Source organism: Sorangium sp. So ce296 (genome assembly GCF_051529605.1).
GTDB lineage: Bacteria > Myxococcota_A > Polyangia > Polyangiales > Polyangiaceae > Sorangium > Sorangium cellulosum_D.
This window is the reverse complement of the sequence record NZ_CP150325.1, coordinates 12,113,208-12,130,472: the sequence shown is the minus strand read 5'-3', so window position 1 is coordinate 12,130,472 and position 17,265 is coordinate 12,113,208. Positions and strand designations below refer to the sequence as shown.

General features: G+C 71.8%; 12 protein-coding genes and 1 pseudogene. 2 read left to right on the top strand and 11 right to left on the bottom strand.

Annotation, left to right across the window (positions count from 1 at the left end):
* Positions 1–168 precede the first annotated feature (168 nt).
* Positions 169–1,125, bottom strand: coding sequence for a LysR family transcriptional regulator (locus WME98_RS44735; RefSeq protein WP_437947720.1), 957 nt, complete (start codon positions 1,123–1,125; stop codon positions 169–171).
* 45 nt (positions 1,126–1,170) lie between these two features.
* On the opposite strand from WME98_RS44735, the gene WME98_RS44730 reads away from it, so the two are divergent.
* Both WME98_RS44730 and WME98_RS44725 read left to right on the top strand, forming a co-directional pair.
* Positions 1,171–2,175 (top strand): hypothetical protein, encoded by a 1,005-nt coding sequence (locus WME98_RS44730; RefSeq protein ID WP_437947719.1) that lies wholly within the window; start codon positions 1,171–1,173, stop codon positions 2,173–2,175.
* A 208-nt stretch (positions 2,176–2,383) separates the two neighbouring features.
* Positions 2,384–3,628 carry a zinc-binding metallopeptidase family protein gene (locus tag WME98_RS44725; RefSeq protein ID WP_437947718.1) on the top strand — a complete coding sequence of 415 codons (1,245 nt, stop codon included), beginning with the start codon at positions 2,384–2,386 and terminating at the stop codon, positions 3,626–3,628.
* Here WME98_RS44725 and WME98_RS44720 read toward each other — a convergent pair.
* The 10 genes and pseudogenes from WME98_RS44720 to WME98_RS44675 all read right to left on the bottom strand — a co-directional run bounded on the left by WME98_RS44720 (position 3,612) and on the right by WME98_RS44675 (position 16,917).
* Entirely contained in the window at positions 3,612–6,443 is a 2,832-nt protein-coding gene (locus tag WME98_RS44720; RefSeq protein WP_437947717.1) for a PAS domain-containing protein, read from the bottom strand. The two genes, WME98_RS44725 and WME98_RS44720, sit on opposite strands and share 17 nt — an antisense overlap.
* A 278-nt stretch (positions 6,444–6,721) precedes the next feature.
* The gene (locus WME98_RS44715; protein ID WP_437947716.1) at positions 6,722–8,137 is read right to left on the bottom strand and encodes a serine hydrolase domain-containing protein; all 1,416 of its coding nucleotides are present in this window, start codon (positions 8,135–8,137) and stop codon (positions 6,722–6,724) included.
* Between the two features lie 335 nt (positions 8,138–8,472).
* A complete protein-coding gene (locus WME98_RS44710; protein ID WP_437947715.1) occupies positions 8,473–10,044 on the bottom strand; it encodes a hypothetical protein in 1,572 nt (523 codons plus the stop codon).
* 187 nt (positions 10,045–10,231) lie between these two features.
* Positions 10,232–10,552 (bottom strand): annotated as a pseudogene (locus tag WME98_RS44705) (protein kinase domain-containing protein); the annotation flags it as partial.
* 362 nt (positions 10,553–10,914) lie between these two features.
* Positions 10,915–11,763 (bottom strand): family 16 glycosylhydrolase, encoded by an 849-nt coding sequence (locus WME98_RS44700; RefSeq protein ID WP_437947714.1) that lies wholly within the window; start codon positions 11,761–11,763, stop codon positions 10,915–10,917.
* A 254-nt stretch (positions 11,764–12,017) separates the two neighbouring features.
* On the bottom strand, positions 12,018–12,854 hold the full coding sequence (locus tag WME98_RS44695) for an AraC family ligand binding domain-containing protein (RefSeq protein ID WP_437947713.1): 837 nt from the start codon (positions 12,852–12,854) through the stop codon (positions 12,018–12,020).
* Positions 12,855–13,000: 146 nt separating this feature from the next.
* Entirely contained in the window at positions 13,001–13,819 is an 819-nt protein-coding gene (locus WME98_RS44690; RefSeq protein WP_437947712.1) for a hypothetical protein, read from the bottom strand.
* Entirely contained in the window at positions 13,816–14,958 is a 1,143-nt protein-coding gene (locus tag WME98_RS44685; protein ID WP_437947711.1) for an aromatic ring-hydroxylating oxygenase subunit alpha, read from the bottom strand. Before WME98_RS44685 ends, WME98_RS44690 begins: the two co-directional genes overlap by 4 nt.
* A gap of 64 nt (positions 14,959–15,022) precedes the next feature.
* Positions 15,023–15,799 (bottom strand): hypothetical protein, encoded by a 777-nt coding sequence (locus WME98_RS44680; protein ID WP_437947710.1) that lies wholly within the window; start codon positions 15,797–15,799, stop codon positions 15,023–15,025.
* 38 nt (positions 15,800–15,837) lie between these two features.
* A complete protein-coding gene (locus tag WME98_RS44675) occupies positions 15,838–16,917 on the bottom strand; it encodes a latent transforming growth factor beta-binding protein (RefSeq protein ID WP_437947709.1) in 1,080 nt (359 codons plus the stop codon).
* Positions 16,918–17,265: the final 348 nt, after the last annotated feature.

The window sequence follows — 17,265 nt, the reverse complement described above, 5'->3', positions numbered from 1 at the left end:
TGTGGCTGACCTCGTGGGAGACGACGACCGACAAGACGTCGAGCCTCGTGTCGGGGAGCCACGACGGCTGGCACACGCTCGCAAGGACACCGTGCCGTGGCCGGGTGACCCCAACCTGGGTTGAGCCGCCCGCCCGGCCTCAACCTGGGTCGCCCCGCCCCCCTCGCCTCAACCCGGGTCGGGCCGACCCTCGGGCGCCCGCAGCGCCTGCACGATCGCCTTCCGCAGACAGGCCGCCGCCGGGTCCTTGTGCGTCCGCTCGTGCCACGCGAGCCACATCTCGTGCCCGAGGTCCGCCACGGGCAGCTCGACGACCCGCAGCGGGAGGTGCGACGCGAGCGCCTGCGCCGCGCGCCGAGGCATGCACGCGACGAGGTCGCTGCCGGCCGCGGCCATCGCCGCGGGCGCGAACCCGGGGACCACCAGCGCGATCCGGCGGACCAGACCCTGCGCGCGGAACGCCCGCTCGACAAGCGCGTGCCCCCGGCCCGGACGGCCGAGCGTGATGTGCACGTCGATGAAGCCCAGCCGCGGAAACGCGCTCCGCGTCAGGCGCCGGCCCACGACCGGATGATCCCGGCGGACCACCCCCACGGTCGGATCCCGGTAGAGCGCCGCGACGCGGAGCCCAGGATCGCGCCGCCGCAGCACGATCGCCGCGTCGATCCCGCCCTGGGCAAGGCCCCCCGAGGCGATCAGGGCGTCGATGCTCACCACCCGGAGCCGCGCGAGCGGCATCTCCCGCGCGAGCGCCGCCGCGACCAGCGGCACATCCGCGATCTGCGAGTTGTCGGCGCAGGCGAGCGTGAGCTCCCGGGTGGACGAGCGCGGGTCGAACGTCCGCCGGTGCTCGACCACCGACCGCACCTGGGCCATCGCCGCCGCGAGCTCCGGCAGCAGCTCCTCGGCCGCCGGCGTCGGCGCCATGCCGCGGCCATCGCGGACGAGCAGCGGATCGCCGAGGAGCTCGCGCGCCCTGGCGAGCGCGTTCGAGACCGCCGACTGCGTGACGCCCAGCCGGCGCGCGGCGCGCGTCGCGCTGCGCTCCTCGAGCGTCACCGCGAGCACGTGGAGCAGGTTGAGATCGATGGCCGATAGATTCACCACGGTGATGACATCTATCACGATCCATCACTGGAGGTGGCACGCGGCCCCTGTCTAGATACGGCCATGTCCACCCGCGAGAGACGCCCGACACGCGCTGGATTCGCGCCCCTGTGGCTCGCCGCCGCCGGCCTCGCCGCCGCCGGCTGCGACGATCTCCGCCAGTGCGATCCCCCCGATCCGGAGCGCCAGGCCGCGCTGCCCGCCGCGCTGTCGCAGACCGGCCTCTACGCCGACATCGCCGCGCGCACGGTGGCGAGCGACGTGGTGGCCTACGAGCCCGGCTTCGAGCTCTGGAGCGACGGCGCGGACAAGCAGCGGTTCATCCGGCTGCCGGAGGGCGCGCAGATCGACACAAGCGCTCAGGATGCATGGCAGTTCCCCGACGGGACCCGCCTCTGGAAGGAGTTCCGGAGGGACGGAGTCCTCGTCGAGACCCGCCTGCTCGCCAAGGTGGGCCCCGCCCCCGAGGACTGGGCCGCCGTCGCCTATGTCTGGAACGCCGACGGGACCGACGCGCTGGCGACGCCCGGCGGCGCCGAGGACGCGCGCGGCACGCCGCACGACGTGCCCGCGGCGGCAGAATGCATGGGCTGCCACGGCGGGACCGAGAGCCGCGTGCTCGGGTTCTCCGCGATCCAGCTCGCCGCGAGCCGCGGCGAGGTCGACCTCGACGCGATCGCCGCCCGGGGGATGCTCTCGGATCCTCCGCGCCGGCCGGTCCGGCTCCCGGGAGACGCCGTGGCGCAAGCCGCCCTCGGCTGGCTGCACGCGAACTGCAGCCACTGCCACAACAGGACCCGCCCGAGCAGCGACGGCGCGCGCTGCTACGACCCGCAGCGCAGGTTCGACTTCACGCTCCGGGTCGACGAGATCGCGTCGGTCGAAGCCACCGCCACCTACCGCACCGCCGTGGGCACGGTGATCCGCCCGGGCGATCCCGACGACAGCGACGTGGTGGAGCGCGCCCGGAGGCGCGATCCGGACTGGCCTTCGATGCCGCCCCTCGGGACCGAGATCGTCGACCAGGACGGCCTGGCGGCGCTGCGCGCCTGGATCCGTCGGCTCTAGGCAGGAGCGCGGCGCTCGGCCGGACAGGACGGCGTTTTTGCCACACTGAGACAGTCCGCGACGGCCAATCGAGCGGCAACTCGTCGCGCGGCCTCAGCCGCGACGCGAATCGCGCGCTGCTCGCCTGGCACATGGATTGCCAACACGCCGACAGCGCGGCGCCAGGAATCCAGGACGAAACCGCTTCTCCTCGGCCCGCCCAACCACCATGTCCACCCGCTTCGACAGCCTGATCACGCGCCTGCGCAGCGCATGGAAACCGGTCAAGCAACCCACCGCCCCGCGCGCCTACCGGTGCCAGTGCGAGCGGCCGGTGTTCTTCCGCAACAGCGAATGCCTCGCCTGCAAGACGCCGCTCGGTTATGAGCCCGAGCGCGCCCAGGTGATGCCGCTGAAGCCCGGCGCGCCCGAGGGCACCTGGCAGCTCTGGCACGACGCCGCGGCCGCGCCGCGCCTCTACCGGCGCTGCGGCAACTTCGACACGGCGTCCGGCTGCAACTGGCTCGTCCCGGTGGCGGCGGAGACGCCCGCGCTCTGCGCCGCGTGCCGGCTCAACCGCACCATTCCGGACCTCACCGTCGTCGAGCACCAGGCGCTGTGGCGCCGCATCGAGACGGCCAAGCGACGGCTCGTGTCGCAGCTCCTCGCGCTGAACCTGCCGGTGAAGTCCAAGGTCGGCGAGGATCCGGAGCACGGCCTCTGCTTCGACTTCCTCGCCTCGCCGCCCGACGGGCCCAGGGTGATGACCGGCCACGCCGACGGCGTCATCACCCTGAACATCGAGGAGGCGGACGACGCCACGCGCGAGCGCATCCGCGCCGCGATGCGCGAGCCCTACCGCACGCTGCTCGGGCACTTCCGGCACGAGATCGGCCATTATTACTGGGACCGCCTGGTGCGCGACACCGGATGGCTCGCGCCGTTCCGGGAGCTGTTCGGCGACGAGCAGCAGGACTACGCCGCAGCGCTGAAGGCCAACTACGAGCAAGGCCCGCCCGCCGACTGGCCGCAGCGCTTCGTCAGCGCCTATGCCAGCATGCACCCGTGGGAAGACTGGGCCGAGACCTGGGCCCACTACCTCCACATGGTCGACACCGTGGACACGGCCCTCAGCTTCGGCATCGACGCCGACGAGGTGGAGCTCGACGTCGAGCCCTGGGGCACCGACGCGCTGTGGCGGCCGGACGATCCAGGGGCCGCGAGCTTCCTCGGCTTCCTGAACGCCTGGGTGGAGCTGACGGCCGTGCTCAACGAGATGTCGCGCAGCATGGGCCAGCACGACTTCTACCCGTTCGTGATGCCGCGCCCCGCCGTGGCCAAGCTTCAGTTCATCCACCTCGTGGTGAACGGAGCCCTCGCCGCGACCCAGCCGGCCGCGACCGCGCCCGCCGCGACCGCGCCCGCCGCGACCGCGCCCGCCGCGACCGCGCCCGCCGCTACACCAGCGCCTTAGGCCAGGTGAACGAGAAGGCCGCGCCGCGCCCGACGTCCGAGTCGAGGGCGACGGCGCCGCCGCTGCTCTCGACGATCTTCTTCACGAGCGCGAGCCCGACCCCCGTGCCCTCCGACCGGTCCCGCGCCTCCAGCGTCTGGAAGATGATGAACACCTTGTCGTGGAAGCGCGGCGAGATGCCAGGGCCGTTGTCCGCCACCGTGAAGCGCCAGTGCGAGCCGGCGTCCGCGCACGAGACCACCGCGCGGCCGTTCCCCTTGTCGGAGTGGTGCTTGATGGCGTTGCCGATGAGGTTCATGAACACCTGCTGGAGCAGCGCGCGCTCGGCAACGACGCTGGGCAACGGGCCGGCAATCTCGACGCGGAAGCCCCCCGGCGGCGACAGGAGATCCACCACCTCGTCGACGAGCGGGCCCACGGCGACCACCTCGGTGGGCACGCGGATGCGCCCGACGCGCGAGTACGCGAGGATGGCGTCGATGAGCGCGTCCATGCGCTGCACGCGGATGCGCAGGAGCTCCAGGTTCCGCTTGGACACGTCGCTGAGCCGCTCGCCCTCGTCGTCCTCGATCCACTGCGAGAGGTTCGCGATGCCCCGCAGCGGCGCCTTGAGATCGTGCGACGTGATGTAGGCGAACTGGTCGAGCTCGCGGTTCATGCGCTGCAGCGCCTCCGTGAGCCTCGCCAGCTCGTCCGCGCGCTGGCGCAGCGCGAGCTCCGCGTTCATGCGCTCCGTCACGTCGGTGCACGCGCCCGTCATCGTGAGCGGCCTGCCCTCGGCGTCGCGGAGCATGCGGCCGCGATCGAGCAGCCAGTGGACGCTGCCGTCGGGCCACACCACGCGGAACTCCAGGTCGAAGTCGGCGCCGTCGTGCACGCAGCGATCGAGCGCCTCGAGGACGCGCTCGCGATCGTCGGGGTGGACGAGGCCCGTGAACTGGTCGATGTGGCGCGCGGTCGCGCCCGCCGGCAGGCCGAAGAGCCGATCGAGGTTCTCGTCCCAGTCGAGCTCGTTCGTGGCCGGGATCCAGCGGAACGTACCGGTCGCCGAGGCGTCGAGCGCCGCGCGGAGGCGCTCCTCCTTCTCCTGGAGCGCGCGCTGCGCCTGCCGCTGCTCGGTGATGTCGTGGCACGTGCCGAGCATCCGCGCCGGCCCGCCGTCGGGCGCGCGCTCGACCTCCGTGCGCGCGTGGACCCAGCGCGTGGCGCCGTCGGGCCGCACGATGCGGTAGGTCATCTCGCCAGCGCCCGCCTGCCAGAGCAGCGCCTCGAGCACGGCGGCGACGCGCGCCCTGTCCTCCGGGTGGACGCAGGCGATGGCGGCGTCGGGCCGGACGCCGCCGCTCTCGCTCGGCAGGCCGTGGATGCGGAGCTGCTCCTCGGACCAATCGAGCTTGCCCGCGGCGACGTCCCACGACCAGCTCCCGAGGTGCGCGACCTCCTGCGCCTTCGCGAGCTGCTCGCGGCTCTCGCGCAGCGCGCGCTCCGCGCGGGCGCGCTCGATGGCGATGGCGGCGAGGCGCGTCGCGACGCGGACGATCTCCTCGTCGGCGGGGGTGGGCGCGCCGGGCGCGGACCGGTACACGGCCCAGGTGCCGAGCACCTCGCCCTTCGAGGAGACGATGGGCGTGGACCAGCAGGCGCGCAGCCCGAGCGGCAGGGCGAGCTGGCGGAAGTCGGCCCAGAGCGGATCGGTCGCGATGTCCTCCACGACGACCGGCGCGCGGCGGTGGGCGGCGGTGCCGCACGAGCCCGCGCGCGGGCCGACGAGGATCCCGTGCACCGCCTTGTTGTACGACGCCGGCAGGCTCGGCGCCGCGCCGTGCAGGAGGCGGCGGCCGTCCTCGCTCGCGAGCAGGACGGTGAAGCGGCGGCCCGCCGAGAGCTCCTCGGCGTCGCGGCACAGCACCTCGAGCGTCTCCTCGATGCCCTGGTCGAGGGCGATCATCTCGAGCACCTTGCGCTGCCACCCGAGGAGGATCTGCTGCCGGCGCTGCAGGGTGGCGTCCATCATCGAGCCGATCATGCGGACGGCCTTCCCAGTCGCGTCGCGCAGCACGAGGCCGCGGTCGTAGATGTACGCGTACTCGCCGTCGGCGCGGCGGAAGCGGTACTCGCCGCTCCACGTCGTCGCGGTGCCGTCGATGGCGTCGTGGATGCTGCGCGAGACGCGCTCGAGGTCGTCGGGGTGGATGCGGCCCGTCCAGCTCTCGGGCCCCGGCTCGAGATCGTCGAGCCGGTACCCGAAGGTGCGCTCGAAGTTCTCGTTCCACCAGACCGTGCCGGTCGTGAAGTCCCAGTCCCAGATGGTGTCGTTCGTGGCCTTGGCGAGCAGGTGGAAGCGCTGATCGCTGAGGCGCATCAGGTCCTGCGCCATCCGGCGCGGCGTCACGTCCTCGAGCGCGCCCTCGTAGCGCGCGACGCGCCCGGTCGCGTCGCGGATGGCCCGCGCGGTGATGCTGACCCACAGGTGCGTCCCGTCGAGGCGCACGAACTCGACCTCGTAGCCGTGGACGGCGCCCTCCTGGTCGAGGATCCGCATGATCTCCTGCCGCTGCCGCTGGTCGGCGTAGAAGCCTGGGACGGGCAGGTCGAGGAACTGCGTGTGGTCCGCGTAGCCGAGGAGGCGCGCGAACGCGCGGTTCGCGTCGATGAAGCGCCCCGCGGGCGTGGTCGTGAAGAGCGCGACCGGGCACCCGGCGTAGAACGAGGAGAGGCGATCCTCGCCGGAGAGCGGGGCGAGCTCCGCCTCGGCGCTCGCCGTCTCGGTGCGGGTTGCGGCGTGGGGTTGGCTGGTGCGGAGGTCGTCGTTCATCCGGGGGCGTCCTTGCGGCGGGACACCTACCTTTGCGGGCGCGCTCGCACGAGCGCAAGCGCCATGCGCTCCGCCGCGTCATTCGGCGCACGCCCCGGCGCACCGCCGCGCCCGCCGCGCCCGGTCACCCCGCGCGATCGCGGGCGCACCCCCGGCGAGCGGCCTGCTCGCCGCTCCTACGCTGACAGCGCCGAGCGACTTCGCGCGATGGCCCGATGTGCTGAATGACCCCGATGCGAACACCCCATGTCCCGCCGACGGACGCCGTCGTGCGGCCCCTACGGGACATCCATCAGCGACAGGTTGACCGCATCGCTGACCTCCTCCGCGCGGATCGCCTCGATCATCGCGTCGAAATCGTCCCAGTACCACAGCTGGTCCTCGTCGACCCCGAGGTGGTCGTAGCCCGGGAGCCCGTGATTCGTGAGCAGGATGATCATCAGGTCTCGCGCCGGATCGGGGTCGATGACGATGAGCGTCCCGGCGCCGCCGGTCTTGCTGTACGCGACGGTCGAGGTGTGATCGCCGCCGGGCCACGCGCCGGGATCGTACATCTCCCACCCGAGCCCCTTGCCCGAGTAGAACAGGTTCTGGGCGAACGTGGTCGCCGGCGTCGGGAGGCCCATGTCGCCCGTCTGCAGCGTCGTCATGCGCTCCACCGAGGGCCGCGACATGATCCGCTGGCCCGGACAGGACAGGAGCATCGGGTTGCAGAGCGCGTCCGGGCCCCAGACGTGGACGCCCCGGTTCAGGAGCATCTGCCCGAACTTGGCGAGATCGAGCGCCGTCGAGAACAGGCCGTCGCACCCGGTCAGGTGGCCGTGCTGAGGGGTCCCCGTGTTCTCCTCCACGTCGTAGTCGGTCTCGTCCTGCACCTCGCCCCGCAGGTAACGCCCGCGCACGCTCGACCACGCCGTCCCCACGAAGCGCTCGCCCTTCGCCGGCATGTAGACCTTCGGCCGGTAGGACGTGCTCGACATCTCGAGCGGATCGAAGATGTTGGTCTTCATCAGCCCCTGCAGCGAGTCGCCGCCCGCCTTCTCCAGCACGTGGCCGAGGAGGCGAAACCCGAGGTCGCTGTAGAGGACCTTCTGGCTCGGCGTGTAGAGCAAGGGCGCCGTGAGCATCGTGTGCCAGCGGTCGCTGGCGCCGAGGACGCCGCTCGCGTCCATGTCCTCGCCCGACACGTAGCGCATCAGGTCCCTGACCGTCACGCGCGCCTTGTCCGGGCTCGTGGCGAACTCGGGGAAGTACGACGCGACCGTGTTGTCGATCTTGAAGCCGGGGAACCGGCCGGACTCCTGCATCCTCATCGCCAAGAAGACGGTGAACGGCTTCGTCATCGACTCGAGATCGAAGATCCCGTCGCGCGGCATCGGCGGCGAGGGCATGTCCGGCCAGCTCGCGTTGAACCCGTCGCGCTCGCCCAGCGCCTCGTGGAGCACGATCCGCCCATGGCGGGCGACCAGGAGGACGGCGCCCTGGATCTCCCCGCCCGCGATGGCGTCCTCCAGGGCCAGCGTCGCATCGCGCAGCCCGGCGCTGCTCATGTACACGGACTCCGGCTCCGCGGGCTGCAGCCTGCGGGGCCACGCTCCGCTCGAGGGCTGAGAGGCACCCCCGTAAGCGACGTCCGGCGCGCCGAAGCCCGCCAGGACCGCCAAGGAAGACACGAGAATAGACGTCGTTCCCATGGATGATGCCTCCTCGCCAGAGCTGCCCGGCGACAAAAGGTCGAGACCACCATGATAACGCGCTCTCCAGCGCGTCAGCTAGCCGGGTTTGTCCCGACAACGATGCTGGTTTGACGTACGCAGACGCCCCGCGGACACGGGGTGTCAAGACGAAACGAGCGCCCTTGTGCGAAGGCGCCGCCGCTCTGCACACGTGTCCGATGAACGCTCGCAAACAATCGCGCCGTCAGATGTTGCATAGGCCACATGCGGTGAGCGCATCGCGCCCGACCTCTCCGTCCACGATGCCGCGGCGCGCCTCTTCGGCTTCGGCGCGCGGAGGGCGGGCGGGCGGGTCAGTCGATCGGTCCGCAGCCGAGCGCCATCGATCTCTCGCGCGCCCGCGCCGCGGTCTGCGAGGGCGGGCTCGCGCCTCCCCAGCGCGCGATCACGCTCGCGTAGGCCTGGCACGCGCCGGCGATGTCCCCCGTCTGCTCGAGGGCCTGACCGAGGAACCAGAACGAGCGCACGTACGTCACCGGCCAGTCCAGCATATCGCACGTCATGACCGCCTTGCGGAGCGCGGGGATCGCGTGGCCGGGCATGCCCGCGAGGTGGTAGACCGCGCCGAGATCCGCGTGGACGTCGTGATCGACCTGATCGCTCATCAGCGCGCTGACCGGCAGCGCGGGGACAGCCTCCGCGGCCTCCTCGAAGCCCTCGATCCAGCGCGCGTGCGCCCTCACCACGGCGGAGAGCGCGCGCTCGGCGCCGGCCGGAGCGCCCGACGGCGGCAGGTGCTCGGCGCGCCGCTCCTGGAACGCGGGCCAGGAGATGAAGCCCGCATGCAGCATGACCCGCAAGAGGTCCGCCGAGCCGCTGGCGCAGGCGACGTAGTTGTCGAGGCACGTCTCCGCGATGCGCGCCGCCTCGATCTCGCGATCGGTCTCGAGATAGATATCGACGAGCGCGCGGGCGACGTCGGCGTGCGCCCTCGACTCCGCGCTCATCCGCAGGCGCGCGCTTCGCAGCAGCACCTCGGCCTCCGCGAAGTCGCCCGTGAGCGCGCGCACGCTCGCCTCGTCGATCAGCGCGACGTAGCGTCGCTCCGAGTCCGGCAGCGAGACCCAGCCCTGCCGCAGCGGCACCATCACCGCGTCGGCAGACCGCCCCTGCGCGTAGCTCGACGACGCGAGCTTGCGCTGGATCGCCTGGCCCCTCGCGCCCGTCATCCACAGCATGAGCTGCAGGTCCTGCTCGACCTCGCCGCAGCTGCCGAGCGCGCTGTGGATCTCGCTCCTGACCTCGTAGCAGCTCGCCGCCTGGGGTGAGATCGCGAGGCACTGGTCGACGGCGGCGGCTGCGTCCTGGAACGACCCGAGGTGCCGCAGCGACCGCGCCAGCGCGGCCCAGCCCTGGGCGCGCTGCGGCTCGCTCGTCGTGGCCCGCGTCGCCGCCTCGACGCTGGCGTGGATGTTCCAGCGCAGCGCGCGGCGCGCGAAGAGGGCGAGCACCTCCGCGTCGCGCGGGCGCTGCGCGGCGAGCGCGGAGAGCCGCGCAGCGCAGAGCGCCGCGTCCCCGGGATCGCCGCCGAGCAGGGGCTCCATGGCATGGAGGAGCGCTCGCTCGCGGGCGTCGAGCCCATCGCGCAGCGCCTCGGCGCGCGCGTAATGCATCCGCGCCTCGGCGCGGTCCGGCGCGTAGATCGCGAGGCGGAGGTGCGCTGCGGCCAGCGCGTCGTCGAGGGCGATCGCCTGCCGCAGGCGGTCCGCCGCCTCGCCCTCGTTGGCGTCGCCGACGGCCTCGAGCGCGGCTGCGTACCGGGACAGCGCCCGCGGATTGATCGCGGGGGGCGGCGGCCGCTCCTCGACCGGAGCCGGGCCCCCCCGCCACGCCAGCACCACGGCGACCAGGCCCGCGAGCGCCACGGCGAGGCCGATCGTCCAGGCCGCCCGCCCGGGCGACGGTGCGCCTTCCGGTCGAGCGGGGCTCCGCCGGGGGCGGCGGGGTGTTGGGGCGCTCGGTCGGCGCCATGGGGTCGACCTCGGCGAGGACCTTGACCCGCTGGCTCGAGCCGTCGACGAGGAAGATGTTCTCCGGCTTCAGATCGCGGTGGATGACGCCCCGGGCGTGCGCCGCGGCGACGGCCGAGACCACCTGCGAGAAGATGGAGGCCACCTCCGGGAGGGACATCCTCGGCCCGCGAGACAGCCTGTCGGCGAGCGACTCGCCGGAGAGCAGCTCCATGATCATCACGGGCGCTCCGTCCTCGAGCGCCACGTCGTGCACCGCGACCACATTGGGGTGGTCGCGCTCGTGCGCGATCCTCGCCTCGCGCAGCAGGCGCAAGCGCACCGCGCCGGACACGCCCTTCACGAGCTTGAGCGCGACCCGCGCGCCGGTCAGCGCGTGGCTCGCGGCCCAGACCACGCCCATGCCCCCTTCGCCGAGCAGCCGATCCAGCCGGTACTTGCCTGCGACGATGTCGCCGGGGCGAAAGCTCCGCCTCGCGCCCTCGGCTCGCTCGTCGCCCTCGCCAGGCGGAGACGCCCTTCCCAGAGCGTCCGACGTCGCCTGGAGGTCCTGCGTGTCGCTCCCCTCCGGTGCGCTGCGCACGACAGACTACACTACGCGTCCGGCCTCACCTGTCCAGACCGAAAGCAGCCCGCGCCGCAGGCGATCGACAAGGCGCTCGGCGGCTGAGCGAGGCAGCGCCCGAGCCCCCGCCGCCGGCCGAGACGAGGCGGAAAGCTGCGCGCGCCCGAGCCGCCTTCAGCGGCTCGGAACCCACGAAGCGCCTACGGACCGACGTAGCGGTAGACGCGGATCCAGTCGTACTCGGCGCGCGTGGGGGCGGTGCTGCTGTCGACCGGGCCTGCCCAATCTGGCGACCCAGAAGCCCAGATCGTCAAGAGGATGTTCTGAGGGAGGACCATGCGTTCCATCTCCTCGGTGGCCGTGTGCAAGAGCGCTCCGTCGACGTAGAAGCGCGCCTCACCGGGCACCCATTCGATGACATAGGTGTGAAAGCCCGCTGCGGGGTTGAAGCCCAAAGTAACGAGCTCGGGGAACTGGAGGTGGCCGGTGGCTGGATCAGCGGGCGGGATGTTCACCATGTGGTTGAACTGAACGCGATCGGTGTTTTTGCCCAGAAACTCGATGTCGAGCTCGTTCCAGTCGTCGGGCGGCCATGGGGTATAAATGAGCACCAGAGAAGAGACGACCGCGGAGCCCTGCGCGAACCGCGCTGACGCTTCTATTTTTCCGTAGGTCAGCGTCTCGCGAGAGCGCATCTCCACGCCGCGAAAGGGCTTGCTGGTATCGTTGGCTGCCGTCAGCGAGAGGCGCAGGATGCCGTCGCTGACCGCCGCGTTTTCGCCGGTGAACTGCGCGAGATTGCCGTCCCAGCTGTGGGTCATCAGCTGCCAGCGCGCGAGATCGACGGTGTCGAACGGATCTTCCCAGGCGAGCTCGAAGCTGCCATCGCCAGCGCCGCCTCCAGCGGCGCCACCCGTGCCGCCAGCCGTCGCGCCGCTCGTCGCGCCGGAGCTTGCGCCGCTCGTCGCGCCGGAGCTTGCGCCCCCCGTACCACCTGCGCCACCGGTCATGGGCATCTCTGGCGGCATGCTGCCATCGCCGCCGGTCATGGGGCCGGCAGCAGCCCCACCCGTCGCCGTGTTGGAGGGACCTCCACCGGTGCCGGGGGAGGAGCCCGGATCCGGCGAGTCGTTGGAGCATCCCGAGAACGCCAGGAGCGCGAGCAAGGCGAGGGCTGATCGACTTCGCATGCCGATCGCATACCCAACCGCCGCACGGCGAGCATCCAAGTTTGTGCGTTTCCGCAGCCTGAAGGCCGATTCGCGGAGCAGCGATGCCGGAACGAGGGGTCGGGTCGCGCGAGCTACCCGGGATCTCGGCGATCGTGCCGTGCGCTCAACGGTTCCAACCTGTCGGCGAGCAGCTTCCGGGTGCCTGGGTCGAGGAGCGCGCTGGGCGCCATGCCCAGCAACTCTCTGATCACCTGGTGACAGCGCGAGTAGCTGCCGAACCCGGCGTCGAGCGCCGCGTGAGTCAAGTGGATGCAGCCCTGTTCGAGCAGATCGAGGAGCTTCAGCGTTTGCAGCCGGTTCTTGTACTCCGTCAACGACAGCCCCTGGTCGCGGCGAAACTTGCGGCTCACATCGCCGCGGTTGCTGGCCAGGCGCCGGGTCAGCTCGTCGCGGCGGAGGCTCGGCGCCTCGACCAGCAGGGCCGCAGCGCGGTGGCCAAGGCTCACCTGCGGAGGAGGCGTCGTCTGGGCCAGCGCTGCGAACAGATCGAGCAGCCGTCCTTCGACGGCCGGGTCGTCGCGGCTGCTCGGCACCTGGGCCATCGCGTCTGCACAAGCCAACAAGGCCGCCTCGTCGAGGCGCTGCGGAGGCCGAGAGAAGCTCGGCGCGCAGCCGTGCTCGCGCGCGAACGCATCGATCAGCTCGGGCCGGAACCCTACCACATAGAGCTCGAGGTCCGGGCTGGCGTCTTCGAGATAGTGATCCAGCCCGGGCGGGTACCACAACAAGGATCCGCGGCCCATCGGAACGCGACGATGCCCCACGCGAAAGATGGCGGTTCCCCGGACGACGAGGTTGAACTCCGGCTCGTCGTGGAAATGGGCTGGTCGCCGGTAGACGGGATGATATCGCCAGGCCTGGGCGCGTCGACCTTCGGGCATGGGGAACGACTGCCACAGCAGGTTCACGGTACGTCCAAGGATAGTGCAGCCTGGTTAGGGAAGCACTCATGAAAAGCGGGGGCCAGGACAAGCAAACGGCTTCCGTGAAGTCATGCTCTCGCGGCTGCCCGCCTCTCGTACAGCCACGCTGTAGCTGTTCGGGGTCCACGGGCTCAGCGCCGATAGAGCCGCTGGAGCCGCTTCACGAACGCCGGCTCGAACACCCCGTCCACCCGGATCGAGTAGCGGAAGAACGGGTCCGGCTCGACCCCGTGGTAATCCATGTCGTTGAACCAGTAGATGGGTGCCTGGACGACCGTGCGCTCCTCCCCTTCCCTGTCGCAGACATAGAATCGCTTGCCGCCGCGCGGCGCGAACGAGATCGACTGCGCCACGCCGAGCGCGCTCCCGGGCTCGGTGTCGCGGTGCGCGGGCGCGTGGTCGTTCGCCTCGAGGCCAAAGAGCACGCAACGCCCGATCTCGACGAACGGAAGCCCGCGGAGGAACTCGACCGTCCGCGGGAAGACCGCCCTCGCCTCTGCCGAGAAATCTTTGCCGGCGCCGGAGTGCTTGTCCTCCCAGCGGTCGTTCTCGAGGAGGTGATAGCAGACCTTCCAGGGGAAATAGACGCCGTAGCGGTACTTCAGGTACAGCATCTGCGCCCGCGAGAGCGGGTGATCGGTCTCGTCTCCGAAGGTGTGCTCGCCGCCGCGCTCGAGATCGAAGGCGGACGGGTCGTCGGCGAGCGCCACGAAGTCGCGGAGCTCCTCGCGCGAGAAGCCGCCGATGACCTGCCCGTAGTCCACGTACGGATCCTCGTGCACCCACGGCGCGACCACGCCCATCCACTTCAGGCTCCCGCCGGTGTACGAGGGCTCGACGCGGCAGAGCCCGAGCACGATCTCGCGATCGAGCTCCGGGAAGCAGGACGTGTCGATCAACGGCGAGAGATCGATGTACGGGCGGCCCCACAGGCCGCACAGCTTGCTCACGACGCCCCCGCGCCGAGCGCCGCGAGGTACCGCTCGGCGACCCACCGATCGAACGCGTGCACGCCGTCCTCCACCGCGGCGTAGGTCGACGGCGCGTAGCCCGGGGCGCGCATCCCGCGCTGCTGGCGCTCGCAGATCGACCGATCCTCGCGGTTCACGGTGTCCCAGAAGGCGAACACGTCGGCCGGATCGAAGCCGGGGGTGAACGCCGCCGGGTGGAAGTAGGTGTCGGCGACCACGTGGGTCCGGTCCGGCGCGCGCGGGGTGAGCCGGTACGTGAGCAGGTAGTCGGGCTGGAGGCTCGTGAGCAGGCCCGGGAAGAGCATGGCGTCGCGCACCCGCCGCCGCTCCGCCTCGGGGACGATCAGCGGCCGCGCCCCGCGCGCCGCGCCGAGCGAGACCGTCTCGGCGCCGGGGACGAGCTCCATGAGCCCGCCGAGCCACGGGCCGCCCCCGCCCCAGGACACGGCGTCGTCGCACGGGGTGAGCCGCTCCAGCGCGGGGTGGACGCGCGGGAAGTGGTGAGACTCCTGGAAGTTCTCGACGCAGAGCTTCCAGTTCGCGGCCACCTCGTACTCCACCCGCCGGCCCCGCCGGAGCGAGCGCAGCTCGGGGCGCGCGAGCCACGGCGGCGCGCCGCCGAGCGCGCTCTCGAGCGGGGGCGCCCCTGGGTCGAGCGCCACGAAGAGGAAGCCGAAGAGGGCGCCCGCCCGCGCGGGCAGGAGGCCGTGCGCGCCGCGGTCGAAGCCGGGGGGCGCGTGGGGCGCCGCGCGCAGGGCGCCGGAGAGCTCGTAGGTCCAGCCGTGGTACGGGCACGCGAGCTGAGAGAGCCGGCCGCACGCGCCGTCGACGAGCGTCGCCGCCCGGTGGCGGCAGACGTTGTGGAACGCGCGGATCTCCAGATCCGCGCCGCGGAGGACGAGGATCCCCGCCGGCGTGAGCGGCGCGAGCACCCACTCGCCGGGGCGGGCGATCTCGTCCTCGCGGCCGACGCAGACCCACGAGCGACCGAAGATCTCGGCCTGATCGAAGGCGAACACGTCCTCGTCCCAGTAGGCGCGCGCGGGCAGCGGGCGGGCGGCCGACAGCGGCGCGAGCACGGCGCGGAGGTCGGCGGGGGAGAGCGGGAGCGCCGGCAAGCGGGGCGATGCTACCAGAACGGGAGCGAGGCGCGCGCCGCGCGGCGCGCCGAAGAAGCGCCGCTCAGCCGGTCGGGCGCGCGTCGACCCCGAAGGTCAGCAGCGCCTCGTCGACCTCGACGCCGCGGAACCGCTGCACGTCGACGCACGGCTGGTCCACGTGGGGCGGGCACAGGTCGCCCTCGCACGTCTCCTCGGTCGTCCGCGTCACGACGCCCCTGACCGTCGACCCGTCGACCGTCATCGAGACGCTCACCCGCAGGCGGGCGATCGTCCTCGTGGCGCCGACGATCTCCCGGAAGCGGTCGTCGTCCCCGTCGTCGTCGGCGTCGACGAACCCGTCCTCGAGCTCATCGCGGTCGTCCAGCTTGTCGCCGTCGGTGTCGACCACGCGGTCGCGCGACGGATCCGTGTCGTCGTCGCCGTCCTTGTCGGCGTCGACGAACGGGTCGACGTCGTCCGAGATGCCGTCCTGGTCGGCGTCGGTGACCGTGTCGCGGAAGGGAAACTCGATGTCTTCGGAGCTGCCCTCGAAGGTATACGGGTCGTCCTCCGAGGAGCCATGCAGCACGAGACCGCCGGTGTCGAGCACCGCCTCGTCGTCGGTCGGGAGGTAGAGGAGCAGCGTCTGGCCGTCCCGGAACGTGGTGGCGTCGTACTTCTGCGCGAGGAGCGGCCGGTCGCCGGGGAAGCAGCCGGGCGCCTGCTCGGGCGCCTCGAGGGCGACGCGGTACACCGCGTAGTCGCCCGCGGAGAGGCCGCCGCACGAGGCGACGCCGGCCAGGGCGGCCAGGAGGGCGGCGCGGGCCGAACGCGCACGAACGTCTCGTCGATCAAGCATGTCCATCTCCTCCGCGGCGCTCGGGGATGCGCCACGGTTCAGCACTCGAACACGTCGCTCCCGCCGCACGAGTAGTAGCACTGTTCGCAGTTCAAGCATCTATCGTAGCTGGAGTACGTCTGCACCCCGTCCGGATACACCTCCAGGCACTCATCGATGCAGGCGTCGTTCGCGCAGGTCACGAGGCACTGGACGAGGAAGTAGCAGTCGTCGCTGATGGTGCACGCCTCGAGCTCGTCGGCGCAGCTCCCCTCGTTCGCGCACGCGACGCACCCGCTCGTGGCGCTGCCGCAGACGCCGATGTCGTCGCAGGCGACGGCGCCGGTCTCGCAGTCGATGACGTCCGTGCCCTCCTCGCAGTACCCGGAGCCCTCGGGCTCGTCGCAGTCGCCGTTGTTCACGTAGGGGCACGGCGCGCCCGCGCAGTCGGCCGCGTCGGTGCCCTCGTCGCAGATCCCGGTGCCCTCGGGCTCGTCGCACTCGCCGTTGTTCGCCTCGGGGCAGGTCGCTCCCATGCAGTCGTCGACGTCCGAGCCCTCGTCGCACCGGCCGGTGCCCTGGGGCTCGTCGCAGGTCCCGTCCTGCACCGACGGGCACGGCACGAGCTTGCAGTCGTCGACGTCCGTGCCCGCCGGGCACCGGCCGGCGCCCTCGGGCTCGTCGCAGATGCCGTTGCCGGTGTACGGACAGAAAGAGAGGCAGTCGGCTGGGTCGGTCCCGGCCGCGCACGTGTCGGTGCCCTGGGGCTCGTCGCAGATGCCGTCGCCGGCAGAGGGGCAGTGATCGCGGCCTTTTGGCTCGAGACAGCCGAGGAGGGCCGCCGCGTGGGCGTTGCAGACCTCGGCCAGGTGATGACCATCCACGCACCGGCCCTCCAGGCGGACGCAGTCGGCATAGGCCTTGTGCTCGTCCTGACAGCGCTCCTCGGCCCGCTCCTCGATGGCCTCCTGCTCGGCCTCGCACAGGCCCTCGTTGTCCCCGGAGCAGTCCTCGCAGGCGCAGCGGGCCTCGCAGACCGTCGCGTAGACCGGCGGCCCGCCGCCGCCGCCGCCCGAGGTGGCGCAGGCGGCGAAGAGGCTGACGAGAGCTGCTGTGATCATCACGTGTGCGACACGCATGGGATCTCCTCATCATCTTCTGAAGCGAGGGCTCGTCCCGCCGGAGCGCAGCGCGCCGCCGCGAAGCCGGCGAGGGCACTACGACACGGCTGGCGCTGGGAGCTCCAGGTACCCTTCACCTGCGCACACCGCGCTCGTCCGATCCTCGCTTCGAATGTGATTGTAAAATTCTTCCGAAGGAAAACGGCTACGTATACCAGCTCAGCAGGCGGCGGGTCAATCATCGAGGCGGCGCTCGCGGCGGCAGCAGCGGAGTGCGCGCGCTCGGGCTGAGCTCGAGTCGGGAGATCACAGCGGGGCACGCAGCGTAGCGGCGATGCAGCGACGTGTGGCATGTCAGGCGCGCGG

What these genes read in the sequence shown, in the direction of transcription:
- WME98_RS44730 (WP_437947719.1), top strand. Translation starts at nt 1,171, where the DNA reads ATGTCCACCCGCGAGAGACGCCCGACACGCGCTGGATTCGCGCCCCTG.
- WME98_RS44725 (WP_437947718.1), top strand. Translation starts at nt 2,384, where the DNA reads ATGTCCACCCGCTTCGACAGCCTGATCACGCGCCTGCGCAGCGCATGG.
- WME98_RS44720 (WP_437947717.1), bottom strand. Translation starts at nt 6,443, where the DNA reads ATGAACGACGACCTCCGCACCAGCCAACCCCACGCCGCAACCCGCACC.
- WME98_RS44715 (WP_437947716.1), bottom strand. Translation starts at nt 8,137, where the DNA reads ATGGGAACGACGTCTATTCTCGTGTCTTCCTTGGCGGTCCTGGCGGGC.
- WME98_RS44700 (WP_437947714.1), bottom strand. Translation starts at nt 11,763, where the DNA reads ATGACCGGCGGCGATGGCAGCATGCCGCCAGAGATGCCCATGACCGGT.
- WME98_RS44680 (WP_437947710.1), bottom strand. Translation starts at nt 15,799, where the DNA reads ATGCTTGATCGACGAGACGTTCGTGCGCGTTCGGCCCGCGCCGCCCTC.
- WME98_RS44675 (WP_437947709.1), bottom strand. Translation starts at nt 16,917, where the DNA reads ATGCGTGTCGCACACGTGATGATCACAGCAGCTCTCGTCAGCCTCTTC.